Annotated in this window: 25 protein-coding genes and 4 pseudogenes; 27 read left to right on the plus strand and 2 right to left on the minus strand. The window is 31.5% G+C overall.

Annotated features, from left to right (window positions below; translation table 11 throughout):
* Positions 1-90 precede the first annotated feature (90 nt).
* The 12 genes from VLK81_RS04400 (at position 91) to VLK81_RS04455 (ending at position 12,584) form a co-directional block, all read left to right on the plus strand.
* Positions 91-1,665 (plus strand): ABC transporter ATP-binding protein, encoded by a 1,575-nt coding sequence (locus VLK81_RS04400; protein WP_324619467.1) that lies wholly within the window; start codon positions 91-93, stop codon positions 1,663-1,665.
* Positions 1,666-1,827: 162 nt separating this feature from the next.
* A complete protein-coding gene (locus tag VLK81_RS04405) occupies positions 1,828-2,895 on the plus strand; it encodes a sensor histidine kinase (RefSeq protein ID WP_324619468.1) in 1,068 nt (355 codons plus the stop codon).
* Between the two features lies 1 nt (position 2,896).
* Positions 2,897-3,499, plus strand: a complete 603-nt coding sequence (locus VLK81_RS04410) for a response regulator transcription factor (RefSeq protein ID WP_324620460.1) — start codon at positions 2,897-2,899, stop codon at positions 3,497-3,499.
* A gap of 308 nt (positions 3,500-3,807) precedes the next feature.
* Entirely contained in the window at positions 3,808-4,542 is a 735-nt protein-coding gene (locus VLK81_RS04415) for a reverse transcriptase domain-containing protein (RefSeq protein WP_324619469.1), read from the plus strand.
* 668 nt (positions 4,543-5,210) lie between these two features.
* Positions 5,211-6,065, plus strand: coding sequence for an MBL fold metallo-hydrolase (locus VLK81_RS04420; RefSeq protein WP_324619470.1), 855 nt, complete (start codon positions 5,211-5,213; stop codon positions 6,063-6,065).
* A 240-nt stretch (positions 6,066-6,305) separates the two neighbouring features.
* Entirely contained in the window at positions 6,306-7,331 is a 1,026-nt protein-coding gene (locus VLK81_RS04425) for an alpha/beta fold hydrolase (RefSeq protein ID WP_324619471.1), read from the plus strand.
* Positions 7,332-7,624: 293 nt separating this feature from the next.
* Positions 7,625-7,834, plus strand: coding sequence for a type I restriction-modification system subunit M N-terminal domain-containing protein (locus VLK81_RS04430; RefSeq protein ID WP_324619472.1), 210 nt, complete (start codon positions 7,625-7,627; stop codon positions 7,832-7,834).
* A gap of 346 nt (positions 7,835-8,180) precedes the next feature.
* The gene (locus VLK81_RS04435; RefSeq protein WP_324619473.1) at positions 8,181-9,989 is read left to right on the plus strand and encodes a KAP family P-loop NTPase fold protein; all 1,809 of its coding nucleotides are present in this window, start codon (positions 8,181-8,183) and stop codon (positions 9,987-9,989) included.
* Between the two features lie 2 nt (positions 9,990-9,991).
* On the plus strand, positions 9,992-10,441 hold the full coding sequence (locus tag VLK81_RS04440; protein ID WP_324619474.1) for a hypothetical protein: 450 nt from the start codon (positions 9,992-9,994) through the stop codon (positions 10,439-10,441).
* Positions 10,442-10,586: 145 nt separating this feature from the next.
* Positions 10,587-11,051 carry a hypothetical protein gene (locus VLK81_RS04445; RefSeq protein WP_324619475.1) on the plus strand — a complete coding sequence of 155 codons (465 nt, stop codon included), beginning with the start codon at positions 10,587-10,589 and terminating at the stop codon, positions 11,049-11,051.
* Positions 11,009-11,878 (plus strand): Qat anti-phage system QueC-like protein QatC, encoded by an 870-nt coding sequence (qatC, locus tag VLK81_RS04450; RefSeq protein WP_324619476.1) that lies wholly within the window; start codon positions 11,009-11,011, stop codon positions 11,876-11,878. Before VLK81_RS04445 ends, qatC begins: the two co-directional genes overlap by 43 nt.
* A complete protein-coding gene (locus VLK81_RS04455) occupies positions 11,865-12,584 on the plus strand; it encodes a TatD family hydrolase (protein ID WP_324619477.1) in 720 nt (239 codons plus the stop codon). Before qatC ends, VLK81_RS04455 begins: the two co-directional genes overlap by 14 nt.
* 7 nt (positions 12,585-12,591) lie before the next feature.
* Here VLK81_RS04455 and VLK81_RS04460 read toward each other — a convergent pair.
* Positions 12,592-13,115: pseudogene (locus tag VLK81_RS04460) on the minus strand (relaxase/mobilization nuclease domain-containing protein); the annotation flags it as partial.
* Positions 13,116-14,044: 929 nt separating this feature from the next.
* On the opposite strand from VLK81_RS04460, the gene VLK81_RS04465 reads away from it, so the two are divergent.
* The 14 genes and pseudogenes from VLK81_RS04465 to VLK81_RS04530 all read left to right on the plus strand — a co-directional run bounded on the left by VLK81_RS04465 (position 14,045) and on the right by VLK81_RS04530 (position 25,468).
* Positions 14,045-14,248, plus strand: a complete 204-nt coding sequence (locus tag VLK81_RS04465; protein WP_324619478.1) for a FeoA family protein — start codon at positions 14,045-14,047, stop codon at positions 14,246-14,248.
* Between the two features lie 14 nt (positions 14,249-14,262).
* Positions 14,263-14,453, plus strand: a pseudogene (locus VLK81_RS04470) (FeoA family protein).
* 52 nt (positions 14,454-14,505) lie between these two features.
* A pseudogene (locus VLK81_RS04475) lies at positions 14,506-14,643 on the plus strand (FeoB small GTPase domain-containing protein); the annotation flags it as partial.
* A 59-nt stretch (positions 14,644-14,702) separates the two neighbouring features.
* The gene (locus VLK81_RS04480; protein ID WP_324619479.1) at positions 14,703-15,098 is read left to right on the plus strand and encodes a DUF4418 family protein; all 396 of its coding nucleotides are present in this window, start codon (positions 14,703-14,705) and stop codon (positions 15,096-15,098) included.
* A complete protein-coding gene (locus tag VLK81_RS04485; RefSeq protein ID WP_324619480.1) occupies positions 15,098-15,775 on the plus strand; it encodes an ABC transporter ATP-binding protein in 678 nt (225 codons plus the stop codon). Before VLK81_RS04480 ends, VLK81_RS04485 begins: the two co-directional genes overlap by 1 nt.
* Before the next feature lie 2 nt (positions 15,776-15,777).
* Positions 15,778-17,154 carry an FTR1 family iron permease gene (locus VLK81_RS04490; protein WP_324619481.1) on the plus strand — a complete coding sequence of 459 codons (1,377 nt, stop codon included), beginning with the start codon at positions 15,778-15,780 and terminating at the stop codon, positions 17,152-17,154.
* Positions 17,141-17,806 (plus strand): iron transporter, encoded by a 666-nt coding sequence (locus tag VLK81_RS04495; RefSeq protein ID WP_324619482.1) that lies wholly within the window; start codon positions 17,141-17,143, stop codon positions 17,804-17,806. The genes VLK81_RS04490 and VLK81_RS04495 overlap by 14 nt, the downstream gene beginning before the upstream one ends.
* A gap of 57 nt (positions 17,807-17,863) precedes the next feature.
* The gene (locus VLK81_RS04500) at positions 17,864-19,126 is read left to right on the plus strand and encodes a DUF2318 domain-containing protein (RefSeq protein ID WP_324620462.1); all 1,263 of its coding nucleotides are present in this window, start codon (positions 17,864-17,866) and stop codon (positions 19,124-19,126) included.
* A gap of 8 nt (positions 19,127-19,134) precedes the next feature.
* Positions 19,135-20,418: an ABC transporter permease gene (locus VLK81_RS04505; RefSeq protein ID WP_324619483.1), complete on the plus strand. Its 1,284-nt coding sequence runs from the start codon at positions 19,135-19,137 to the stop codon at positions 20,416-20,418.
* Positions 20,408-21,556, plus strand: coding sequence for an ABC transporter permease (locus VLK81_RS04510; protein ID WP_070700769.1), 1,149 nt, complete (start codon positions 20,408-20,410; stop codon positions 21,554-21,556). The genes VLK81_RS04505 and VLK81_RS04510 overlap by 11 nt, the downstream gene beginning before the upstream one ends.
* Before the next feature lie 11 nt (positions 21,557-21,567).
* A complete protein-coding gene (locus VLK81_RS04515) occupies positions 21,568-22,287 on the plus strand; it encodes an ABC transporter ATP-binding protein (RefSeq protein WP_002840489.1) in 720 nt (239 codons plus the stop codon).
* A complete protein-coding gene (locus VLK81_RS04520; protein ID WP_324619484.1) occupies positions 22,284-22,709 on the plus strand; it encodes an FMN-binding protein in 426 nt (141 codons plus the stop codon). Before VLK81_RS04515 ends, VLK81_RS04520 begins: the two co-directional genes overlap by 4 nt.
* Positions 22,709-23,913: pseudogene (locus VLK81_RS04525) on the plus strand (ABC transporter permease). Before VLK81_RS04520 ends, VLK81_RS04525 begins: the two are co-directional and overlap by 1 nt.
* A gap of 973 nt (positions 23,914-24,886) precedes the next feature.
* A complete protein-coding gene (locus VLK81_RS04530; protein WP_324619485.1) occupies positions 24,887-25,468 on the plus strand; it encodes an STM3941 family protein in 582 nt (193 codons plus the stop codon).
* Positions 25,469-25,470: 2 nt separating this feature from the next.
* Here the strand turns inward: VLK81_RS04530 and VLK81_RS09780 are convergent, their stop codons facing one another.
* Positions 25,471-25,569 (minus strand): hypothetical protein, encoded by a 99-nt coding sequence (locus VLK81_RS09780; RefSeq protein WP_378142942.1) that lies wholly within the window; start codon positions 25,567-25,569, stop codon positions 25,471-25,473.
* 482 nt (positions 25,570-26,051) lie between these two features.
* On the opposite strand from VLK81_RS09780, the gene VLK81_RS04535 reads away from it, so the two are divergent.
* Positions 26,052-26,342: an RNA methyltransferase gene (locus tag VLK81_RS04535; protein WP_324619486.1), complete on the plus strand. Its 291-nt coding sequence runs from the start codon at positions 26,052-26,054 to the stop codon at positions 26,340-26,342.
* The last annotated feature ends 65 nt before the right edge of the window (positions 26,343-26,407 follow it).

Here is a 26,407-nt window from a genome sequence, read left to right on the forward strand (position 1 = left end):
TATTGTAATGAAAAAATAAAAATTGCAGTATTTACTCATGTAATCTTTTTTAACTCATGTTAGAATAAAAAATGTTAAAGGAGGTTTACTATGAATAAAATAATTAAGAACCATTGGTTGACATATATTTTGGCGGTGATTTTAAGTATAGGGTCAGCGGTTTTATTTGCTATGTTTTCTGTTAGGCTGGGAACAGTTGTTGACGTTGTGATCAACCAAGATGTAGACTTTGCTTCAAAAATATTAGCATGCCTTAAGGTTGTCATTGGATGGTTTATTGTTTCTCTTTTATTTACATATATAAAGAGTAAAAATGTATCAGATATAATTAGAGATGTCAAAAAAGACCTTTATGTGTCTGTAAATAAAAAGGAAATGAAAGATTATGTATCAAAGTCAAATGAATACTATTTGAATAACTTTACAAAAAATATTGACTTATTGCAAACAAACTATTTGTCACCTAGATGTGAGATTGTTGCGAACTTTATATCGGCCTTGGTTAGTATTGGAACAATATTTTTTATTAATTGGAAATTGGGCTTATCATTCGTAGGAGTTTCACTTGTTACAATAGCTTTATCCCAGTTACCAGGGGTAATAATGGCTAAAAAAACCAATGAATTTTCAGAGGAAAGCGCGAACTATTTAAAGGTAATAAATAATCATCTAAAAGGCTTTGAACAAATAAAGCTACTTGGTGTGTCTGATATTTTTTTAAGAAAATACCTAGATAGGGATAATCAATATGAGAAAAGCAGGTTTTCATATATATTTGTATCTAGACTTGCCAATGACCTTGGACTTTTTTTCAGTTTTTTTGCTCAGTTGGCCTGCATGTCAATTGGGGTATGGTTTGCTCTTAGAGGAGATATTACAGTTGGCTTATTAATTTCTGCAATAAACCTGTTAAATGGTGTGTTTAATCCCCTGCAACAATTAGCCTATAATAAAAACTTGATGGGAACAGTTAGCGATATCATGAAAAGTTTTGATGAAATTTTATCAAGAGAGAAAAATGAAGGTCAGCTAATTCAAAATAGTATTTCAACCATAAGCATCAAAGATTTGGATTTTAAGTTTGGAGAAGATAAGATAATCTTTGAAGGTTTTAATGCAAGATTTGAAAAAGGAAAAACCTATGCTATAGTAGGGGAATCCGGACGAGGAAAGTCTACCCTTGCTAAGTTAATAATGAAATATTATGGTTCAGACCAGTATAGAGGCGAGATCCAGGTGAACAACCAAGATATAAATACAATTTTGAGCGATGACCTATATAAGAAAGTTGCTTATATACAAAGAAACGACTTTTATATTGACGGATCTATAAAAAACAATATAGAACTCTATAGAAGATTAGAAGCTAATAATAGTCTTTATGGGAAATTGAAATTTAAGGACAGCTTTTTAGATAAGCCTATTGAGGAAGGAAGCAGGAACCAAGTGTCCACAGGTGAAAAACAAAGGATAGACATTGCAAGATTCTTAGTAAAAGATTATGATGTTATGATTTTTGATGAACCTACAAGTAACTTGGACAAGGAAACAAGTGAAATTATTTTTGATTTGATTTTTGAAATCAAAGATAAAATTGTTATTGTTATTACCCATGTAAATGATGAAAGTACACTAAATAGATTTGATCAAGTTATAAGATTATAAATTTGTCTTATTTTTTTAAAAGGCTGTGATAACTACTTTCTATATGGTAAAATAAAACTATAGAGAGGTTGTGGTGGAAATATGTACAAGAAAATGCTAAAAAATATTAGCATCCATGCTTTTATACTGATGTATTTTGCTATTCTTCAAGCAACTGGGCTTTTGGTAAAAGACTATGCAGTTCTAGAAAAAATATTAAATTTATCCAGGCGTGTAATTATTATTTTTGTTGCAGTAGAGCTATCTAATAATAAAATTTCTTTTAGAACTTCTTTAATATATAGCATTTTATTTATGGTGCCCATTGCTATTGGTGCCTTGGACCTTGTTAGTTTTAATATTAAAATTATTTATCTATTCTATGCTTTTATTGGCATTTATATTTTGAAATTTTTAAAGATAAAGAATTTTAAAAATATTAATATATTACCATTGACATTGAGGTCTTTGCTAATTTTGGGTCTGGGCTTTGGAGTATTTGCTGGTGTTACGGTTTATATATTTGGCATTGATCCAAAATCAATAGACCTGATGTATCATTTTACCTATTTGTTTTTTGAATTGGTTTTGACCTTATATTTTAAAGAACAAGAAAATATTTACGACAAGATTTACAAGCTCTATTATCTATCTGACCACATTGGTCAAGAGAGGGAAGAGTTTGCCCGCGTTATCCACGATGATATTGTCCAGGATATTTTTGCTTCCAAGAATTACCTGTCGACCAAGGACCCTGACTTAGGCTTCGTAAAAGAGATTTTGACCGACCTGGAGGACAAGGCCAGGGGGATTATGAAGTACTACCAGTCCAATGTCTACGATGACCTTGATGTGGGCGCTTCCTTGGAGGATGTTTTTCACAATATTGCCAGCCTTTACAAGGGCAAGGACTTGGACTTAAAGATGGATATAGATCCAGAGGCTGCAAATCTTAAGGATAAAAAATTAAAACGCCTCTTGCTTTTGGTCTCCAAAGAGCTGGTCAACAATATTTACAAGCACTCGGAGGGAAGATATTTAAATTATAGTCTTAGCATGGAGGATAATAAAGTCCTTATAAATTTGGAGAGCGACGGGGCGACCAAGGAGGATTTTAAAAATATTCAGGAATCCAAGAGGGGGATTTTGATCCTGACCCTTTTGGTTGAGTTCAATTCTGGAAAGATAAATTATGATTTGAAGGGGGACAAGTTGTTTACCCAAGTACTCATGGAGGTGTGGGAAAATTAAAATTTTACTCTTAGACGATCACAAGATTCTGGGCCAATCTATAAAGGTCCTCTTGGAAGAGCAGGAGGGGGTCGAAATGTGCACCTATATATCTGATCCTAAAGACTTGGACGCAAATTTAAAAAATGCCTATGATATTTTGCTCCTGGATATAAATCTACGGGGAGAAAAAACTGGATTAGAGATGATAGGTGGAATCTTGGAAAAATTCCCCGACCAAAAGATAGTCATCTTGACCTCTTATGATTTGGAAAATTATAGGCAGCGGGCTTTTGAATACGGGGCCAAAGATTTTATCAACAAGTCCATAGAAATCGGAGACATGATGGGAAGGCTAAGGAAGGTGCGCGAGGGCAAGACCCAGGCCATGGCTGTCGAAATGGTAAACGAACTCAGCCCCAGGGAAGTGGAAGTCCTCACGGAACTCGTCAAAGGCGATAGCAAAAAGGAAATTGCCGAAAAACTCCACATCAGCGAACGCACCCTCTACAACCATATAGCCTCAATCTATGAAAAGTTCGGCGTGAAAAATATAGTTGAAGCCTACAATTCCGGCATGGAAAAAGGCTACATCAACCCATATGCAAATAAAAAGGAGCATTAAGCCTCCTTTTTTTTGGTATGACGGGCATGTTCTAATGCTGGGGTGGAGATCCATACAGAGCGTAGTTACCGACGAATCTAATAGCAATCCCGAAGTTTTAGATGGTGACATCTAGGAGAGAAGAACGGGTAGCAAAATCGTGGCTTGACGAACAGGAACAGAATACAAGGAGAAACAGGTGGGCAAGCTAGCCATAGATAGCAAAGACCCAAAAGATAACCGTAAACCCAAGGCGTAAATTCTGCAAGTAAACGATGAAAGTATTAGGGCTTATCCCGTGAGGTCTCACTAGTGAAACAGCAGTAACAATGAATAGTGAGAAGTTAGCAGAAGTCATATTAGTTGGAAACACCGAAGGACTAAACAATTTAACAGCACGAGTAAAATGTATGTTGCATAACAAATCTGACAGAGAAAGTAGAAGAAGCGTAAATGAAAGCGAAATCTCACACCTAAGAAATAAGTTATGCAAGCGGAAAGGAGCAAGTGCACACATGGAAGATAAAAGAATAAATCAAATCCTAAACCCGGAAAACATGCACCAAGCCAAACTAAAAGTCATCTCCAACAAAGGAGCATCAGGAATAAATGGCATAAGTGTAGAAGAAATAGATGAATACATCAAAGACAACTGGGCAGGGATAAGACAAGAAATTATCGGAAGACGCTATAAACCACAGCCTGTAATTCGAGTAGAAATTTCAAAACCAAACGGAGGAAAAAGAAAACTCGGAATACCGACAGTAATGGACAGAACAATCCAACAAGCAATCGTACAAGTCTTAACACCAATAATAGACCAAAAATTTTCAGAAACAAGTTATGGCTTTAGACCAGGAAGAAACTGCCAAATGGCAATAACAAAAATTTTGGAATACCTAAACGATGGATTTGAATGGGTGGTGGACATAGACCTAGAAAAATTCTTTGACAAAGTCCCACAAGATAAATTAATGAGCAGGACTCCGCAAAGCAAGGCGAGGCTGTATCTGAGCGGTATAGTCTGGACCACTGAGGCTATAGTATTGATGATACGCACCTAACCAGGCGAGTGTAGAGTTTCATAGGTAGGTGCTATTCCAGGAATTCCTAAGAAGTTTACTGAAGGAAGGCTGATTAGTGAATTCTACATCCAAGGGAAAATGAGTAATTAGGATTTGAAAGCCTTGAAATCAATAGGTTTATGAATTTTGAATTTAATATTTAGGTACTAAAATTTTAGAAATAGTAGGTGAAAAATATCTTTCAAATAATTGCTTTTATCAACACTATAAATTTTATAAAAAGATCGTAGCATCAAGTAGGTAAGCATTTTTAATAATTTTTGATTCACCTTGATAGTGAAAAATAAGAAAATGGCTTAACATTATGTATGAACCATGTGGCTTGAAATAGAAAAATAAATTTTAAGATTGAAAAGCAACTTAAAGCATGAGCTAAAATATTATATTTAATGAACTTAGTTTATCATTTAAGTTCATAAGTTCTCCTAAAAATTACTATCTCACAAAAACTAAGAAATAATGAGCTCGCATAAAATTTTTTAATAATAAGCTAATTTAAATGCTAAAATAAAAAAGGTGGTGTGCTGCTTAGAGTATCCAATTTAATAATGTGAATGTGAAATAAAAAGAGATAAGGAAAATGAGGAATACAAGGATGAGTATCAATAAAAATGCAGTTTTTAGGAAGGGAGTATGGGCAAGGATTTATGTCAAAAATAGAATCTAAAATACAAGAAAAAGTCATGTCTTTTCTGTTTCGGGGAAAAGAATTATTTAAGCCCTTAAATACAGGACATATTGATGAGAGAGTAAGCTGTGTTAGAGAATATGTTGCCAATATTTATTTTTACAAAAAAGACGAACATAGGATTATGATAGACGCAGGGTATAATTATGATAGGTTAGCAGAAAAAATGAAGTGGCTTGATATCGATCCGAAAGATATTCGGGAAATTTTAATTACCCACCAAGACACAGACCATGTGGGAGCTATTGAAAAAGGCAGCGATGAATTGTTTAGGGAATCCACTATATATATTGGAAAAATCGAAAATGAATATTTAGAAGGTCGTAAAAAGCGTAGAGTATTTGATGGATTAGTTAAACTACCACAAGTTCACATAGAAAATAAAAAAGTATTAGTTGATGATGGAGAGGTTTTCTATATTGGCAATATTAAGATAGAAGCATTTCTTGTACCAGGGCATACTTGGGGACATCTCGTCTATCTAATCGATGATGCATACTTATTTACAGGTGACACGATTTCGTTTGGACCAGATGGGGGCTACGCATTTTTGAACATTCTTGCAGAAGATAAAAAATTACAAGTTAAATCCCTTAAAAAGTTAGAAGAAACACTTAGAAGGAGAAATTTAAAGTTAAAAATTATAACAGGTCATACAGGTTGGACTGATGATATAGATTTTGCTTTTTCTCACACAGATGAGGTCTGCAATGGGTTAAAAAGAAAACCTAAAGTCCATGACCCCAAGGCACCCTATGATGGCTATGATGAAGAAGACGATACAGAAGACAAGGCCAGAAATCTTCTACTATAAAAGTGCTAAACAGATATGCTTATGGATAAAAATAGCAAAGCAAGAAATTTCCTAAACTTAACTATCCGATAAAAAATGGTCTTCCAGTCTATAAACACCCATTCTTTAATACCAGCTTTTTCCTTCTTATAAATCTAAAGAAATTTACATATGTGTTAAAATTATCAAGAGCTTGACAAGATGAGAGAATTAAACCTTATATTTTTAAATAAATTAACAATTTTAAAGGCAGGGAAGAAAATGAAGAAAATATTTTTTAGAATTTTTTCAATAGTTATTATTTTAGTAGTTTTAGTTTTTATTCTTAGAATATATAATGACCATAAGTATAAAGATATCAACGCTTTGAAATTTCCTGAATATTATAAGGATGTTGCTAATATAAGTTTATATCCTACAGACATTGAAGGAGTTGATGTAACTTATGTAGATGAGGGTAGGATGCAAGGCTTTAGATTTGTACCTAAGGAAAAATTACACAGGGGCCTTGTAATTTGTTTTGGAGGTTCTGACGGAGGTCCAAATTTTGAAACTGCTAAAAGATTGGCTGAAGAGGGATATGAGACCTTTGCACTATTTATGTTTGGTATGAAAAACCAGGAACAAACTCTAACAAAAATTCCCTTAGAACAATTTGAAGACGTTATCAATTATATAAATAAAAATATAAAAGACAATAAACCGATAAGTGTTTTAGGAGCGTCAAAAGGTGCAGAATACGCACTTAATTTAGCTAACAAATATCCTGAAATAGATAGTCTGATTTTAATGGCGCCTACATCTTATAATTTTGCCGGTTTAGATTTTAAAGACTATGGTTCATCTTGGACCTACAAGGGCAGGGAGCTTCCGTATATAGATATTAAAAAATCATCATTTAAGTCATTTTTAAATCATATTATCCTTCCGACTCTTATTAAAAGCCCTATTAGCTTTAAAGAAACCTATGAGAGTGCAATAGAAAAAGACCCAGCAAGTCAAGAAAAACTAATATCAGTCAAAGACCTTAAGGCAAAGATATTATTGCTTGTAGGGGAGGAGGATTTGATGTGGGATAGCCTGGCCATGGCAAATAAAATAAAAGATCAAAACCCTAAAGCAAGGATCTATTCTTATAAGGAAGCGGGGCATATATTTGCTGGCAATGGTATTTTAGATTTAGGAAAAGCTAGAATTGCAACGGGTGGATCAACTGAAGGCAATAAAGAAGCAAAAAATGAATCTAAAAAAACTATTGATGACTTCTTAAAAGAAAACCATAAATAAAAGATTTCTTGGATATTTAAAGATGGTAGAAATAATAATCTATCGTCTTTTTTAGTGTCAAAAAGTAAGGAGAAGAAAATGCAAGTAAATGACATTAAGAATATACAAGAAACAATAAGGAGAATAATTTAGAAATTTGAAAAATTTTAAAATCCATATCATAGATAGAAAATACCATAAAGAAGGTAGACCAAGGTCAAACGTCTACTTTTTTTCTGCCAAATCAAGAAATTCTCTAAACTTCCATGTATTTGCTATAATTAGGAAGAAAAAGAAAATTCCGGAGGGAAACAATGACCAGGACACAAGAGCTTTACCAAAAACTTTGGGACTCTGCTGACATATTAAGATCGAAAATGGACGTCAATGAATATAAATCATATTTGTTAGGCCTTATTTTTTATAAATTTTTATCAGACAACATGGTCCTCAAGGTAGTAGATCTTATCGGCCAGGAGACAGAGGACATAGACCAGGCCAAAAGATTTTTGAAGGCTATATGACAGAGGTGAGCCTATAAGATAGGGAAGAACTCCTATAAGAATTAAAATACGAAGACTCCTTTAACCTCAAGGCAGAACTAACATTTGGCGCCATTATAAAGGGAATCAAAAACAAAAGCTTCCAAACTATAAGACCTGCAACAAGGCTTTCGCGACCCGGAACAATCAGACCCAGCCTACGAAAACTTATTCGAGGACATAAATCTTTACTCAAAAAAGCTAGGCCAAACACCATAAAGGCAAAAAGAAACCATTTCGAAAATAATGCTAACCCTATCTCCCCTTAACTTTGCAAAAACAAAAGGCGACATCCTTGGAGATGCCTACGAATATTTAATAGGACAATTTGCATCAGAGTCGGGAAAAAGGCAGGAGAATTCTACATCCCCAATCAGTTTCCCATTTGATGACAAGAATTGCCATTGAAGGCAAGGAAAATAAAAAGGGACTGTTAGCCTACGACCCGACCATGGGAAAATCAAGCATTATGTCAATAAGCCAAAAAAGGTTGCAAGATCAAGATGATAAGGCTTTGATTGTTAATTTCAACGCATGGTTGTTTGAGGGTTACGATGATATTAAAACAACAATTATTAACTATCTTTTAGACTCAATAGAAGAAAAGAAAAAGTTGGGGGATAAAGCAAAAGAAATCTTGCAAGGATTGAGGAAAAGTTTGTTAAATATAAACTTAATACCAGTCATATCAAAAGGTTTTTTTGCTGCACTATCTACATTTAGTACAAATCCATCTGCAAGTAAATCAGAATTAATCCTTGGACAGTCTGAGAATATAAAAGAGTTTATTATCACGGTTAAAGATAATTATATTGAGGCAACATCTGATGAGAAAATTAGAAATGAAATCTCAATGTTCAGAGAAAAGTTTGGAGAATTAATTGATACAACAGACATTACACGTGTAGCAATTTATATAGATGAAATTGATAGATGTTCCACTGATACGATTTTAAAACTTTTTGAGGCGATGAGACTATTTATGTTTTCTGGTAAAGTAGCTTTTATCTATGGAGCAGATGAAAGACAAATTGCTTATGCAATAAAGCAAAAATACTCGGAAGATATATCAGATAATGGTTCAAAAATAGATATTGGTAAAGAATATTTAGAAAAAATCATTCAATATCCTGTGCGTATTCCAAGAATGAATGTTGCTGAAACAGAGATTTATATAACACTATTATTAAGCGAGAATATAGTAGATGGAGATGAATTTTCATCATTAAAAATGGATTTGATCAAACAATATAGAGAAAAATTATCAAGGGTATCTTTACCAGAAGAAAGCAAAGACAATGAACTTATAGTTAAAAATTTTACATTAGCAAAAAGGATAGCAGAACTTTTAAATTCGGGATTAAATGGTAATCCTAGACAGTTTAAAAGATTTTTAAATGAATTTGAATTAAGAAAAAGAACTGCTGAATTAAAAAACATTGAGATTGATGATCAGGTTTTAGTTAAGGTAATGGTCTTACAATATGTCAAACCATCAATATTTACAGATTTTGTTCAGCTACAACAAGAGAACAAATTAGATGAGATTTTGAGCTATTACCAAGAGATTGATAATGAAAAAGAATCTGATGAAGATCAAAATATTAAATCTAAAGCAAACAATCTAAGAAAAGAGAAAAAGATAGATAAAAAATGGAAAGATGAATGGTTTGAGCAATGGGTTAGAATAGAGCCCAATCTTATAGATCATGATCTCAAACCTTATTTCTACTTATCACGTAATAAAGGGTTAGACTCAATTACATTCGGAAAAGAATTATCTAACGATGCTGTTCAAGTTATTAGAGCTTATTTATCAGGGAATGACATTGCTAAATTAAACGCTGAGGAAAATATTAATAATCTTTCTTCTGTCGAACTTAACTTAATGGTTGAGCAACTTTCTGAGGAGTTTATTAAACAGCCTGAAGATAAGAGGTTAGGCGTATTTAAAGGTTTAATCGATATAAGTACGATAAGAAATGAATGTGCAGACTTTGTAGTAAGAAAAATATATGGTTTACCTTCAAATTATATGAGCAAACCAATGAAGATATACGCTAATAATCTAATAAATTTAAAAATACCAGCAAGTAGCAATATGAGCACAGTTATTAATAGCTGGGATGATAAATAAAAGTGGAGGTAAGTATTGGGTACATTGGAAGTTCGAAGAAAGTTGTCAGTAATTATATTGGGGCAAATGGTGGAGCTAAAGCTTTCTCATCAAGGCAAGGGATAAGTTCCGCAGGGAGTAATTTTTCTAATTTATTGAGTAGTATAACAAAAAATGGATTCACTACTACGATTGCTTCATTAGGGAATCAATTTAAAAATAAATCCACCGTAGAGTCTATATCACTTTTGGTAAATTATGTTTTAGAAAATTCTATATCAAAAGATGATATAGCTATAAGGAGTGCTACAGTAAACACTTTGGAAGAAATGAGTTTATTGTTAGGTGACAATAATTCTTTAACTGAAATTGAATCAAAATACTTACTTCAGTATTTTACTAGGGAATTAATTTGGCAATTAATGTTAGTTGATTACGTATACTCATTTGAAAAAAAGGGTAGCAATATTTAAGAAGCTATTAGGATTGAAAGAAATATTAAGGAATATATTCAAGCTTGCGTTGAGGTGGGATTTAATTCATATAAAGATGACTACTTCACAGAAGATTCATTTAATAAGATTTTAACTTCTTGCTTAGAGATTATGGAGGAATAAAATGAGAATATATTGTACAAATGAATCAATTGATAATATTCCTGAAGGATTTGATGAAAAACTAGATATAACAAATAAAAAAGATATTGGTTTTAATTTTTGGGATAATTACATTAAGTTAGAGAAAGAATTTTCAAAATCAGCCATTGATTTATTATATTTATCTATTTTTGTTTTTGTAGCTGATCGAATAGTAAAAAGAGATACTCAAAATGATGGTTGGACTAGGACTATCAAACTAAATGTTCCTGTATCTGACATTGATTTTTGGAACTCTCAAAAAATATTAGTAACTGATATGTTGAATTTTTTAAGTGGTTACAATTGGACTTTTGAATTTAGACCTAAAACTGTGTATCAAGAGCAAATATACTATTCATCTAAAAAGTATCAAGAGTTGGATAAGAGGAGCTATGACAAAATTTGTATGTTTTCAGGTGGTTTAGACTCTTTTATAGGAGAATAGACTTACTCGAAGATTCAACCTCTTCAATATTACTAGTTAGTCATTACGGTGGAGGAAAAGGAACTAAAAGCTATCAAGATGATATTTTTAAAGCTGTAAAGAATAAATATGAGTTAGATGATAGAGATCAGGTTCAATCATATGTTGTTGCTAGGAATGGTAAAGAAGATACAACTAGAACAAGATCTTTTATGTTTTTTTCGCATGCAATTGTTTATGGCTCAGCTTTTGGTAGAAAAACTCAGCTATATATCCCTGAAAATGGTTACATCTCATTAAATGTTCCCTTATCTGGATCAAGGTTTGGGAGTAGCAGTACAAGAACTACACACCCATACTACATGAAAAAACTACAAACTTTAATAAATAATATGAATTTAGATATTAAAATCATTAATCCATATCAATTCAAGACTAAAGGTGAGATGCTGAAAGAGTGTAAAAATAGTAGCTTCCTAAAAGAGCAGTATGTTAAGACTATGTCTTGCTCACACCCAGATAATGGTAGATTTAAAAAAGAAAAGACATCAAAACACTGTGGAGATTGCATACCTTGCATAGTTAGAAAAGCAGCTATAATATCAGCTTATGGGAAAGATGAAACGGAGTATAGACATAAAACCTTAGAAAAATCTGAAGCTGGAATCTTAAACAAAAATGCTTTTTTACAAATGCTTGAAAAGCATAATCCTAAAAGAGCGGTATTTGAGATACAGAAATCTGGTCCGTTAACAGATAACTTATTAGAGTTTGCAGACGTTTATAATAGGAGTATAGAAGAATTAAATAAAGTATTTAATGAGGTAGATTTGAATGAAGTTGATTGATTTTCATTGCCATCCAGATTTATATAATGACAATTTTAAAATGTTAAACAATGCTAATAAAATAGTTTTTGTGACAAATTTACCAGTTTTGTTTGAAAGATACTATCCAAAATATAAAGATTCTAAAAATAATTTTTTAGCTTTAGGCTATCATCCAGAATTGATTGAAGAGTACCCTAATTATTTTGAAAAATTTAAACGAAATTTGTATAAGACAAGGTTCGTAGGGGAAATAGGTCTAGATAATTCTGAAAGAAATAAAGAATCTTTTGGAAAACAACTAAGAATATTTCGAGAAATAATGGATGAGTGTAATAAAAGTGATGGTAAGATTATATCAATTCACTCAAGAAAAGCTGAAAGTTCTATATTTGAAGAACTAATTAACAACAATAATATATATATTCTACATTGGTACACAGGAACTCTTAAAAGACTACTAGATGGTATGATGAAAAATCAAAACATATATATATCTGTCAATTTAGATATGACAACAACAAAAAAAGGTCATGATTTAATTCACAGTGTACCTATAGATAGAATTGTTTTAGAAACAGATGCTCCTTTTACAAAAGAAAGTAAAAAAAGATATGATTATAAAATCTTAGAAGATACTATTACTCAAATAGCAAAAATAAAAAAAAGTAACTTAGAGGATATTACCATTCAAATTCAAGCTAATTCAAAGAAGATATTAGGATAAGAAGTAGTTACCTCTCTACATCCTTTCCATAATAATTTTCATAGTTTTTCCTATATTGAACAAGGTCAGAAAATTGCTCTTTATTCAGAGAATACTCTTGCATAAGGGTGTTCTTTTTTTTTGCAATTTATCGAGGTTTGATAGTATTTCTTTTGTTTTTGGTAGCTTTTTATAGTTTTCTAAAATTTTTTTAGCAGCTAATTTATAGACTGAAAGCTCACTATAATATTCTTCTGCAAATTGTTTGTCCTCAGGATTTTTCTTGTAGTATTTATATATTTCACGATACTTATTTATAGTATTTATATTTTCCATATCCTGGGATAAACTATTCATTTCAGTTTCAATCTTCTTTATTTTATCTAACAAATCTTGTCTAACATCAGCAGATTTTTTGATTAGATCATCGAGCTGAGTGATTGAATTAATTCCTTGTTCTCTTAATTTAATTATTGAATCAGCCATTGTTTTGATATTATGTTTTCTTGCCCAGACTTCATAACCCTTAGATGAGTGTGCTTTTCTATCAGTGATAGTTTTCAAATTAGAAAAGAATAGATATTATTGGGATAAATAGCAAATTGCAGATAAAAATCAGGATTATAACTAATATTCGCGAAAAAGAGATTAATTAATAAAACTTCTTAAATGATAATAATTATTGATATCAGGAACGAAATATGTTATAATCTATAAATGAATGATAATATCATTCATTTAACCAAATATAAATGTGGCAGTTAAGACTAAAAAACAAATGTAGATACTATTATTTAAGATAATACTTGTAATTTAATAAAAGGAGGTGCGTGGAAATGACAATAAAAGTGAACAGCGAAAAAAAATGTTAACTATAATCAATCAAGTGTTGATTCTTGTTCTCACACACTGAGATCTAATTAATAAAAATTAAATCTTAAATCTTAAATGCCACAAATTAACTATTATATTAGGAGGTTAGGTGTGAATCTTAAAGTAAATGATACAATTTTGTTATCTAAAATTAACAATAATTAAATCACTATTTATCAAGATAATTGTTTCAAAACTCTTGAATGCGATTACGAGATACTGAATGAGGTATTCAATTTAGTAAAAGAATTTGGCAATAGAGAAAAAATACACAAGAAATTTAGTAAACATTATTCGATAGAGGAAATAGATCAATTTATTAATGTGCTAATTAGTGAAGGTATTCTCTTGAGTTCCAAAGAACTTAGCTCGACATACAATCATGAGAAATCTCATATTTTACTTATCTCTGATATGGAGATAGATAAAGAAATTAAAAATATTCTCAATCTTAAAAATATTCCATTCTTTAAAAAAAACTGGGAAATTGATTTGAATTTTCAATTTTCTATCTTATAATGATTAAGAAGATAATAATCAAATTCAAATAGTAATTTATTTTAATAAAATTAAAACTATAAACGAGTGGTTAAATGCCTAGCTTAGTAATGGCGCCCTTAAATGTTAATTATAAGATTTTAAGGGTTAAGTCTTTAGGAGATAGTAATGTAACTGAGTCCCACCTGGCAAGTCTTGGTTTTGTCAAAGATGCAGTTATAAAGGTTGTTAATGAGAATGATGGTAATTTAATTGTTTCAATTAAGGATTCCAGAGTTGCAATCGGAAAAGATATAGCAAAAAAATATTGGTAGAGGAGATGTAAGACTTGCAAACTTTAAGAGATGCAGTTGCAGGAAAATACTACATCGTAAAAAAATCAATGGTTCTGGTCCTTTGAAAAGAAGGATAATGGACATGGGAATTACAAAAAATTCAGAAATTTACACAAGGAAGGTGGCGCCACTTGGCGACCCCGTGTAAATTAATATTAGACATTATGAACTTAGCATTAGATAAGCAGATGCTGAATTAATTGCAATTGAAGAAATAGAAAAGAAAGAGGACTAAGATGGCTATTACTATTGCAATTGCCGGCAACCCCAACAGTGGTAAGTCAACACTTTTTAACGGCCTCACTGATTCCAACCAATATGTTGGTAACTGGCCAGGGGTAACTGTTGAAAAAAAGACTGGTAAGTATAAAAAAATAAACACGTTTTTATATTACAATGTTATTAATAAAGATAAGTAGAAAGGATAATTAAAATGAGTAGAAAAAAGATTTTAGGATATATTTCTGCTATTGTAGGTCTCTTGTTAGTGCTTGCACCAAAATTTATAACACCAGTTTGTCCTCCTATGGAAAATGGGATGTTCATGAAATGCCATTGGATGGGAAATATGACTATGGGTATTGGCGCAGTCATTTTAGTATTAGCAATCATTCTTATTGTAGTTAAAGATTCAAAAATATCTTTAGGATTATCTATTTCAAATATAGCAATTGGTATTTTAGAGATACTAAACGCTCATGTGCTTATTGGTGGATGTATGAAAGCCGATATGGCTTGCAGAGCAAAAACCATTCCATTTTGCACATTGTTGTCAGGCATATTGGTTTTAGTTAATATTTATTATTGCATGAAAGAAAGAAATTCATAATGGAATCAATAATTAAAACTGAAAATTTAAGTAAGAGTTTTAAGAGAGGTTCTAATACACTTTTTGCAGTTAAAAATGTAAACTTTACCTTGGAGGAGGGAGATTTTGTCAATATAATTGGCAGAAGCGGTTCAGGGAAGTCAACTTTTTTAAATCTTTTGTCTGGTTTATTAAAACCGACTGAAGGTAAAATTTTTGCTAAGGGCAAAGATATGAGTGATTTTTCTGATAGAGAAATTAGCAAATATAGGAATGAAATCATAGGTTTTGTGCCACAAAGTCTAGGAACACTTCCAAATTTAAATGTTTTAGAGAATGTGTCTCTTCCTTATTATCTATTTAAAAGAGATGACTCTGCTTATGAAAAAGCAGCTATACTTCTTGATGAGATGGGAATTTTGCATTTGAAAGATGATTTTCCTAAAAATTTATCTGGAGGAGAGCTAAAAAGAGTGCTGATAGCCAGATCTATGATTAATTCGCCGGAACTTTTGATTTTAGATGAGCCTACAAGTGATTTGGATAAAAATACTACTATGGAGATAATGGATTTATTAAAAAAAATAAATTCTAAAGGTACTGCACTTATTATAGTTACTCATGAGCTTGATATTTTAAAATATGGCAATACACTTTGCCAAATGGAAGATGGAAGTTTAATAAAAAAAGAGGGATAGAGATGAATTTATTAATGAAAAGGACTAGCATTTTCGCAATGATAGTAATCATGATTAGCCTCACTTTCATGTCTGCTTTTGCAGCAGAAACAAAGGAAGAAGAAACAAATTATGGTAACTGGGTTGAAGTTGCTGATGCTATGTCAGAACATTTACAAAAAGCTGTGGAAGTTTACAAGCCTGGAGATAAGGATGCTAAAAAAGCAGCCACAGATGCAATTAATGTTGCTTACTTTAAATTCTATGAAAAAATTGGATTTGAAAAAACAACTATGTCTGCAATTTCAGGCCAAAGGGGTTCAATGGTTGAACATCAATTTTACAGAGCAAAAAAATCTATCAAAGAAGATGCAGACCCAAAAGAAGTTAAAGATGAAATTGATGCACTTATAACTTATCTTCATGAAGATGCTCATACTCTTGATGGAACCTCTGGAGATTCTAAGTCCAGTGGTCAAAGTCAAGAAGATGCAAACAGCCTTTCAACAGGTCAATTGTTGGGAGAGCTGCTAAAAAGATTTGGCACATTTTTTGCAGTTCTTGGACTTACACTTCGTGAAGGACTTGAAGCCATTTTAGTTGTAGCTGCCATTGCTGCATATTTATCAAAGACTAATAATAGAATTTATTTAAAAGGTGTATATATTGGAGCCTTGCTAGGCATTGCCTTTTCAGTAGTCCTAGCTGGAGTATTTAATATCATCGCCAATACAGTGGGAGAAGTTGAGTCTGGAATGGGACAAGAAATATTCGAAGGAATTGCGATGTTTCTTGCTGTTATCGTACTATTTTATGTATCCAATTGGATGCTTTCTAAATCTGAAGTTGAAGTTTGGAATAGATACATTAAAAACAAAGTTGAACAATCTGTTTCCAAGGGTAATTATTTTGCCTTATCTTTCACTTCATTCTTAGCAGTAGCAAGAGAGGGTGCAGAACTTATTTTGTTTTTCCAAGGTATGAGAACAGGCATTTCTGATAATCCAATGCATATGTGGATTGGACTTTTAGTTGCCGCCATAATACTTGCAATTGTATATTATTTAATTGCTAAAGTTTCTGTAAGGCTACCATTAAAACCATTCTTTACATTTACTTCTTGGCTAATGTTTATACTTTGCTTGTCTTTCTTAGGAAAGGGCATAGGAGAATTACAAGAAGCAGATGTAATTGGTAGAACGATAGTTCCCTGGATGAATGGATGGTCTGCTGAAGTTATAGGTATATATGATAGGTATGAAAATCTTATTCCACAAATTATTCTATTAGTAGTAACCATTGTTTCTGTTATCTATCAAAATAATAGAAACAAAAAAATTAGAGCTGAGCTTGAAGCCAGCCAAGAAAAAAAAATAGGAGGGTTTTATGTTAAAAAATAAAAGTTTAATTCTTGTTGTTATGACGCTTGTGTGTGCATTAATGTTTACAGCTTGTGGTAAAAAAGAAGATACCAATGCTAATAATGCAGCTAATAATTCTACTGAAGAAAAAGCACCAGATGAAGAAAACAAAAAAGAAGCAGGAGATGCAAAAACTGCAGCTCCAGGAGAAGATGCAGGATTTGAAGAATTTCCAATTGGTGATGATCATACTGAAGGACCTCTAGTAATCTCAGGTGTATATTTCCAACCAGTTGATATGGAACCAGCAGGAAACTCAATTCCTAAAGAAGAAGCTGACTGCCATATTGAAGCTGACATTACAGCATCACAAGAAGGTTCAACATTAGGTTATGGTGTTGGTGATTTTGTTCCATGGTTAAAAGTAAAAGCTTATTTACAAAAGAAAGGTTCAGACCATGTTCAAGAAGTAGCTTTCATGCCAATGAACGCATCTGATGGTCCGCACTATGGTGCAAATGTTAAATTTGAAGAAGGTGTTGGTGTTTATGATGTAAAATTCGAAGTAACTGCACCAGGCAATGACTACTTACTACACGTAGATAAAGAAACTGGTGTAACAGGTAGATTCTGGACAGAACCACTTGTTGCAGAATGGACTGACTTCGAATGGAACGGACCACAATGGTAAAATTTTGAAAATTTTTAATACTTTTAAGGGGAATTCATGTTCCCCTTATATGCATTTATGGGGGGTGAAATTATTTTAAAAATTTTTATTAAAGTTATGGAGGCAGGAATAGCCTTTTCTCTAATGATTTCTTTAATACTTGCCTATTATACAACTAAAGAGAGCAAATATAAAAAGTATGTTATTATAATTTCTTTAGTTTTAGGGGTAATTGCAGCAATTGTTTCAATAATTATAAGAAATATACCTAATTTTATTAATAGAACAGAATTGAATTTCTGGTCTATGATACCCATAGTTATCTCAGTATTTTTAATATTAATTTTTATGATATTTGAAGATAAGATAAATGCTAAAATTTATGATAATTTAATTTCAGCATCGGTTGTTGTTTATCTTGTAGGAATTTGTTTTTATTATTTACCATATGTATTTAACCAATCAAACAAATTTGTATATTATGGCGAAAGTGCTGTTTCAACTATTGTACTTTTTAGGATTTTAGGCTTTGTTTTTGGGATAATCATGATGATTTTATCAGGACTTGCCGTATATAAGTCTTCAGTTAAACTTGAAGGTAAAAACTTAAAGATTATTGTTTTTTTGAGCTTGATATGTTCGGGTATCAGCCAATTTAATATCATAATTCAAAGGTTTTATTCTAAAGGGATTATTCCTAGAAATGTTAACTTTTTTAGAGTTATTGCATTTATAGCTAATCACGAAAATGTGTTTTTATTTGCAACAATGTTAATTATGATAGCTATTCCAGTAATTTTATATAAGCAAAATATTAAAGTTAATGAAGATTATAGCAATAGGGCTCAGTTAAGAAAAATAAAGTATAGAATGAAGAATAAAAGACATTGGGCAATTTTTTTCCTTGTCGTTCTATTTATTAATACTTTTTCATTAACGGTTGGAAAGGCATATGCTAATAAGGAACAGGCCCTTTCACCACCTGAAGATTATCAAACTGAAAATGGAATGATTGTTATTCCTTTAAGTAGCTTAGAAGATATGCATTTGCACAGATATTTGTATAAGGCAAAGGATGGTGCACAAATGAGATTTTTCTGCATTAAAAAATCAGAAGGTTCCTATGGAGTTGTACTTGATGCCTGCGAGATATGTGGTCCATCTGGATATTTTGAAAGAGGCGAAAATGTTATTTGTAAGTTGTGCGACGTTGTAATGAATAGGGGTACAATAGGTTTTAAGGGTGGATGTAACCCGATACCTTTCCCATACATTGTCCATGATAAAAAGATAAAGATTGCGCCAAAAGATCTTGACGCATTGTCTTATGTATTTAAGTAGGAGGGCTTATGTTTTGGAGAATAGTTAAAGGAGCGCTTTTTAGACAAAAGGGAAAGATGGTTCTTATTGCATTTACAGTTGCCCTTGGAGCTTCTCTTGCCACTTCAATGTTAAATACCATGCTCGGTGTTGGAGATAAAGTTAATCAAGAATTAAAGACCTATGGAGCAAATATTAATGTATTGCCTAAGGAAGCTTCCCTTCTTGATGATTTGTATGGCATGCAAGAAAAAGAGGGGCAGGTTCAAAAATATTTAAAGGAATCAGAACTTCCTAACATTAAAACTATTTTTTGGGCTTACAATATTGTAGACTATACGCCATATCTTAACACTTGGGTTTCTTGTAATAATGATTCTAAACATACTAAGATGGTAGGAACATGGTTTAATAATCATATGGATTTGCCTACTGGAGAATCAGTTGATACTGGTATGATTAGACTTAAAAACTGGTGGGAAGTTCAAGGCGAGTGGTTATCAGAAAATGATAGCGATTCAGTTATGCTTGGAAAGATTTTTGCAGACAGAAATGGATTTAAAGTTGGTGATGAAATCCAACTAAAAAGCACTAATTTAGACAAAAAATTAAAAGTTAAGGGTATTTTCTCATCAGGTTCTGATGAAGATGCATTTATATATGCTACTTTAAAAACAGCACAAGAATTTGCTGGAGTTACTGGAGTTGTAAATAAAGTTGAAGTATCAGCTCTTACTACACCAGACAATGACTTAGCAAGAAAGGCTGCCAAAAACCCACTATCTTTAACTATTAAGGAATGGGAAGTATGGTATTGTACAGCTTATGTTTCTGCTATTTGTTATCAAATAACAGAAGTAATGACTGATTCTGTAGCTAAGCCAATTCGTCAAGTTGCAGAAAGTGAAGGAGATATTTTAAACAAGACTACTCTTCTTATGGTTTTAATTACAGTATTAACTTTGATTGGTTCAGGCTTTGGTATTTCAAATCTTATTACAGCATCTGTAATGGAAAGATCTAATGAAATTGGACTTCAAAAAGCTATAGGGGCGTCAAATGGAAGGATAATTTCCATAATTCTTGTGGAAATAATTTTGACAGCGATATTTGGAACAGTTATAGGTTACGGTGTTGGTCTGCTACTTACTCAGATTATTGGTCTAACAGTTTTTGGATCAGCAATAGCTCCAACAGCTATGGTAGTTCCTATTGTAGCAATACTTATTATTCTTGTTACAATATTGGGTTCAATACCAGCTATAAGATACCTTTTGAATTTAAATCCAACGGAGGTACTACATGGCAGATAAACAAAGTAAAAATAAATTTTACTTAAAAATGATAATGACTTCCTTGGCAAGGAGACGTGCAAGAATGTTAACAGCACTACTTGCTATAGCTATGGGAGCAACAATTATTTCAGGACTTGTTACTATTTACTATGATATTCCTAGACAAATGGGTAAGGAGTTTAGGTCTTATGGTGCAAATATGTTGGTAATTCCAACTAACCCTGATAAAAAAATTACCAATGAACAGTTAGATGAAATTAAATCGTTAATTCCATCAGGAAAGCTTGTCGGTCAGGCACCCTATATTTATACAAATGCAAAAATTAATGAACAACCTTATATGCTTGCAGGTACAGATTTAAAGGGAGCGAAAGAAAATTCTCCATACTGGCTTATTGATGGTTCATGGCCTGAAAAACCTAGAGAAGTTTTAATAGGTAATGAAGTTTCAAAGGCTTTGGAATTAAAAGAGGGAGATAAAATTATTATAAATACTCCCAAAGTTAATGGAGAAGGTTCTATAGATACTAATTTTGTTGTTTCAGGAGTTGTAACAACAGGTGGTAAAGAAGAAGAACTTATTTTTATGGGTATTGATGATATTTCACAGCTTGTTAAAGACAAAAATTATGATGTCGTAGAATATTCAGTAGAAGCCGAACAAAATGAACTTTCAAAAATAGTATCAAATATTTCACAAAAGGATGGATCTCTAACTCCACAAATGGTAAAAAGAGTTACCGCCTCACAAGATATAGTTTTGAATAAATTACAAGCTCTTGTCTTCATTGTAACGATAATAGTATTATTCATAATGATGATATGTGTATCCACAACAATGATGGCAGTTGTAACTGAAAGGCGTAAAGAAATAGGTCTTAAGAAAGCTTTGGGCGCCACAAATTCGTCAGTAATTGTTGACTTTTTAGGTGAAGGAGCATTTTTGGGGGTTTTTGGTGGACTTTTAGGGGTTGCATTAGGATATATATTTGCCAATAGAGTAAGTATTTCGGTATTTGCTAGAAAGGTAAGTTTCTTGCCTCTTTTAGTACCTATGACAATTATTGTCTGTATAGTAATAACTATAGTTGCATCTTTAATACCAGTATCTAAAACTGTTGATATTGATCCAGCTTTAGTGCTTCGTGGAGAATAGAAAGGAATTTTATGGATATATTAAAACTCGTAGATGTTTCAAAAATTTATGGTGAACTTAAAGCCCTTGACAAAATCAATTTAAGTGTAGAAAAGGGCGAATGGATTTCTATAATGGGTCCATCAGGTTCTGGTAAAACAACAATGATGAATATTATTGGTGCCATGGATAAACCTTCACTTGGTGAAGTTATTTTGGATGGTGAAGATATAGCAAAAAAATCACCTAAGGAACTAACAGTTATTAGAAGGGATAAGATAGGACTTATTTTCCAACAATTTCATTTAGTTAATTATTTAAGTGCTTTGGAAAATGTAATGATGTCACAATATTATCATTCTATGCCAGATGCACAAGAAGCAATGGAAGCTTTGGCTGCAGTAGGTCTAGCTGATAGAGCCAAGCACTTACCCAACCAATTATCAGGTGGGGAACAACAAAGAGTGTGCATTGCTAGAGCTCTTATTAATCATCCTACAATACTTTTAGCCGATGAACCTACAGGAAATTTGGATGAAAAGAATGAATATATAGTTCTTGACATATTTGAAAAACTTCACAATGCAGGATCAACAATTATTGTTGTAACTCACGACCCTGAAGTCGGTGAAGAATCTGAAAGAATGATAACTCTTGAACATGGTAAAATTTCAAAAGAAGAAAAAATGAAAAGAAAAAGACCAGTTCTTGATTCTGTAAAAAAAGATGAAAAACTTAAGGAGTTTATATGAGAAAAATTTTAAATGTATTAATAATTTTTTCTTTGGGGCTTGTCCTAGTTGCTTGTGGAGGAGATAAAAAAGAAGAAGCTCCAAGCGTAAGCTATAAGGATGGCACATATCAAGGAGAATCTGCCAAGGATGAAAGAGGCGGACTTGTAAAGGTGGATATAAGTGTTAAAGACAATAAGATTGAATCTTGCACAATGCAAAACATTGATGGAGATGGAAAAGAAAAGGATGAATCTTATGGTCAAAGCCAAAATGAAGGACTATATAAGATAGCCCAACAAGCTATAAATCTTGCAAAGTCATACCCAGATAGATTAGTGGAAAAAGGAAATCCTGAAGGAGTGGACGTTATTTCGGGAGCAACAGAAACCTACAAGCAATTTATAGAAGCTTGCAACAATGCTCTTGCTGATGCAAAATAATGAAAGATTTATACACAGTTAATTTAGCAAAAAAGAATATAGAAAATAAAAAGGCAAGGTCAATTACCTTGATTTTACTTGTAGGAATTTTAACTTTTATTTTATTCATGTCTTCATTTATAATTTTTTTCTCTTAAAAACGGCATGAAATCTCTATCAGATAGGATGGGAGCAGACATTATAGTAGTCCCAGAAGGTTATGATTCCAAAATTACAGGTGCAATATTAAGGGGAGAACCTAATACATTCTTTTTTGACAAGGATATATTAAATAGAGTAAAAAAAATACCAGGAGTTGAAAAAGCCTGTGGTCAAGTTTATCTAGCTACACTTTCTGCTGGATGCTGTTCTTTTCCCATTCAAGTTATAGGAATTGACTTTTCTGATGACTTTAGCGTTAAACCTTGGCTTGAAAAACAGATTAAAACTCCAATTAAAGCTGGGCAAGTTGTTGTAGGTGCTAACATTGTGGGGAATATTAATCATAAGGTTAAATTTTTTAATCAAGAATTTGATATAAGAGGTAGGCTTGCAAAAACTGGCATGGGTTTTGATAATTCAGTTTTTATGACAATAGAAGAAACTCATAGATTAGCCAAGGAATATGAAAAGATAATTAATCATCCGGTGGCAAAAAAAGATGATATATCTTCTATTTTAGTAAAAGTTGAAAAAAACAAAGATCCAAAAACAATTCAAAAACTTATTAAAGAAGAATTTAAAAAAAGAAAAAGTGTATCCTTTATTGCCAAGAAAAATAATGACACAAGTTTCAGATTCAGCAAAAAACATGCTTGTATATGTGTATATATTGATAGCTTTGATTTGGATACTAGCTTTCTTTATTTTAAGTCTTGTAAATACCTTATCAGTTAAGGAAAGGAAAAGAGAATTTGCAACCATAAGGATATTAGGAGCAACAAAGAAAAAACTCAGTGAAGTAGTTCTTGTTGAATCTATGCTAATTAATGGTACAGGTGCAGTCATAGGTTCTGTGCTTTCCTTTGTTTTAAGTATAACTTTCAATAATATATTTTCATCACTTTTGAATATGCCTTTTTTAAGACCGAATATATTCCTTATGATTTTAATGTTAATAATAGTAATAATTTTGGGAACCTTGTTAGGACCAATATCTTCAATTATTGCTATTAATAAAATAAATAAAGTAGAATTATTATTGATGCAAAGGGATAATGATTAAAATAGGCTCTTTGTCAAATTTTGGGGAGACTTGTTAACTCGAGTCTCTCTTTTCATTTAAAAATAAATACTTAGACGCTAATAGAATATCAAAACTAAAATAAGTAAAAACTATTAAAAATAAACATAGCAAACAAAACCCCTAGGGGTTTTGCGGATTTTCCCATTTTCTTATCCCTACTTACAAGCAATATGGTTTTAGTGCTAAAAATACACCTGAAAAAGAAATAGCTAAATTAACCAATACCGAAAAAGATCACCCCTAATTTTTTTGAAATTATAAAGCTAAAAGGGATTTGCCACATGGTTGTAACAAACACGACTATAATCCCTAAAAATATTGAAGCAATACTTAATTGCTTAATTTGATTGTACTGTAGCTTTACAACTTATTTGAGCCCAATTAAATAAAAATACAGATTGAATTAACTAAAAAACAAAAGATATTTACCACACACATTTCAAACAAGATATTACTCAGTAAAAGATACAGAAATGGTCATTCTGTATCTTTTGTTACTAGAAGATAAAAAATATCCAGAAGCTTCTTTAACTAGAAGAAATAATGGAATTGATGAATCTTAGGAAGGAAGGTTGGTACTGGGATTTTAAGAAAAATGGTATAAATCTGATAAAAAAGTAAAGCAAGATTTGATTCACCATATTATTTGACAGATAACTTTCAGAAAATTAGGGAGAATTATATTTACACGAGAATTAAAGATGCTAACACACCTATAGATTTGATTATTAGAAGAGTTAGTAATAAAGCTTAATGTGATATTAATTTGTCAAATCAAGTGAGTTAATCTTACAATATTAGAATGTTAATTATATGTAAATTATGATATTTTATTGAGTTACAGGGTATTACAACCAATAAAATATGTTATAATAACGAAAAAGACGAAACACGCTTTTTTTATGGATAAATTTTCAATAATATTAAAAGCTGAAATGTGGTAGGAGGGGCAATGGATAAAAGATTAGAAATACGTAGTAGTATATTAAAAAATATAATTTTGAGTTTATCGGGTATCCTTATGACACTTATGTCAGGCTTTATGCTATTAGCTGGACTTTTTGGAGGCAGTAGACTTTATGGAGGCAGAATTTTATATAGTATATTCATAATTTTATATAGTATATTCATAATTTTAATTGGACTGTTTGGAAAATTGTTTTTTGGAGCGGCAACCTTATTATTCATTAAAAATATTTTCGTGAGTAAACCAACTTTAATTATAAATAACGATGGATTTTATGAGAATACAAGCATATCGTCTATGAAAAATTCTTTAATAAGTTGGGAATCAGTTCGAAAGATAAAAAATATGCCTATGATGGGTCAAGGAATGGTATCAATATTTATGAAAGATCGGGATGCATATTTGGATAAGTTACCATTATTTAAAAGGTTAATAACTAAAATGAACATTGCATTGAGATATGGAGAGATAACAATTAATATGAATCAAATCAAGGATATGGATGGGGAAGAGCTGACTAAAACTATGGAAGAATATCGAAAGAATCGTCGTAAACACAAATCTTAATTTTAAGGATATTGATATGTTAAGGATTTAGAAGATGTTTTGCAACACAATTTTTCTATTAGATTGGATATTTTTCTTACTTGTACTCCTTGTATATACATTTTAACATGGTTGTGAGTAGAGCTTTTTCAATTCTTTGATATCTTTTAAAGACATCTGTTAAAAATTTACCATATCATATTCTAGATACTCTAAGGGCAAGAGTTCCTATTTTTATTGTATAGTGACTTTTATATTAGCTATTACGGTAAGTACTTCTATTAGGTTCCTTTGATAAAAATTATTTTCTAAGTATTCATCTCTTTATTTTTCCATAAGCTCATTAAAAACCTTGATTAGATTAGTTTTTGGCAAATTGTTTTTTGACTTCTGCATTGATTAAATTTGCATATCTTCTATAATAATTGCAAACTGTCGTTGGTTCATTTGTCAGTCCTAGTTGGTATTTGTCGTTAAAACAATGTACTAGTTTTGGTTCAAATGACCTTTTCTTTTTACGCAATTATACGAACTCTATAGCAGCTTAAAAATCATTAAATTTATCCATACTGGCCAATCAATCCATGTGGAGACGGTAGCTCTATTGTCCAAACTAAACAATGAACACCATTTAGATATAGAAATCGGAAAAAATGAATTGTCAGAAATTGACTTTTCAAAAGATGCAATTTATGGAGAAATTAAAAAGTTTGTAATAGATAAATATGGACTAAAAGTTTCAAGCCTATATATTGCACAAGTAAAAAGGAAATACGGTCTAATAGAAAGAGAAAATTACAGTATTAACAAGAAAGAAAATCAAAGAGTACCAAATTGTCCAGAAGAAAAAGAAAAGGCAATAGAAAATGCTTTAGAGTATTTTGGAATGATTTAAACAATATCTAAGATTGAGGATTTTAAAATTAAGAGATTAAAAATTAATGAAGCCTTGTAAGAAAA

The organism is Citroniella saccharovorans (assembly GCF_035481615.1).
Lineage (GTDB): Bacteria > Bacillota > Clostridia > Tissierellales > Peptoniphilaceae > Citroniella > Citroniella saccharovorans.

Bases quoted from the DNA above. Each gene is read 5' to 3' on its own strand.
- VLK81_RS04530 (WP_324619485.1), top strand. From the start codon at position 24,887: ATGGATAAAAGATTAGAAATACGTAGTAGTATATTAAAAAATATAATT.
- VLK81_RS04490 (WP_324619481.1), top strand. From the start codon at position 15,778: ATGAATTTATTAATGAAAAGGACTAGCATTTTCGCAATGATAGTAATC.
- VLK81_RS04515 (WP_002840489.1), top strand. From the start codon at position 21,568: ATGGATATATTAAAACTCGTAGATGTTTCAAAAATTTATGGTGAACTT.
- VLK81_RS04495 (WP_324619482.1), top strand. From the start codon at position 17,141: ATGTTAAAAAATAAAAGTTTAATTCTTGTTGTTATGACGCTTGTGTGT.
- VLK81_RS04480 (WP_324619479.1), top strand. From the start codon at position 14,703: ATGAGTAGAAAAAAGATTTTAGGATATATTTCTGCTATTGTAGGTCTC.
- VLK81_RS04465 (WP_324619478.1), top strand. From the start codon at position 14,045: ATGGCGCCCTTAAATGTTAATTATAAGATTTTAAGGGTTAAGTCTTTA.
- VLK81_RS04430 (WP_324619472.1), top strand. From the start codon at position 7,625: ATGACCAGGACACAAGAGCTTTACCAAAAACTTTGGGACTCTGCTGAC.
- VLK81_RS04455 (WP_324619477.1), top strand. From the start codon at position 11,865: ATGAAGTTGATTGATTTTCATTGCCATCCAGATTTATATAATGACAAT.
- VLK81_RS04400 (WP_324619467.1), top strand. From the start codon at position 91: ATGAATAAAATAATTAAGAACCATTGGTTGACATATATTTTGGCGGTG.
- VLK81_RS04420 (WP_324619470.1), top strand. From the start codon at position 5,211: ATGTCAAAAATAGAATCTAAAATACAAGAAAAAGTCATGTCTTTTCTG.
- VLK81_RS04445 (WP_324619475.1), top strand. From the start codon at position 10,587: ATGAGAATATATTGTACAAATGAATCAATTGATAATATTCCTGAAGGA.
- VLK81_RS04500 (WP_324620462.1), top strand. From the start codon at position 17,864: ATGGGGGGTGAAATTATTTTAAAAATTTTTATTAAAGTTATGGAGGCA.
- VLK81_RS04520 (WP_324619484.1), top strand. From the start codon at position 22,284: ATGAGAAAAATTTTAAATGTATTAATAATTTTTTCTTTGGGGCTTGTC.
- VLK81_RS04425 (WP_324619471.1), top strand. From the start codon at position 6,306: ATGAAGAAAATATTTTTTAGAATTTTTTCAATAGTTATTATTTTAGTA.
- VLK81_RS04505 (WP_324619483.1), top strand. From the start codon at position 19,135: ATGTTTTGGAGAATAGTTAAAGGAGCGCTTTTTAGACAAAAGGGAAAG.
- VLK81_RS04510 (WP_070700769.1), top strand. From the start codon at position 20,408: ATGGCAGATAAACAAAGTAAAAATAAATTTTACTTAAAAATGATAATG.
- VLK81_RS04485 (WP_324619480.1), top strand. From the start codon at position 15,098: ATGGAATCAATAATTAAAACTGAAAATTTAAGTAAGAGTTTTAAGAGA.
- VLK81_RS09780 (WP_378142942.1), bottom strand. From the start codon at position 25,569: ATGTATATACAAGGAGTACAAGTAAGAAAAATATCCAATCTAATAGAA.
- VLK81_RS04415 (WP_324619469.1), top strand. From the start codon at position 3,808: ATGAATAGTGAGAAGTTAGCAGAAGTCATATTAGTTGGAAACACCGAA.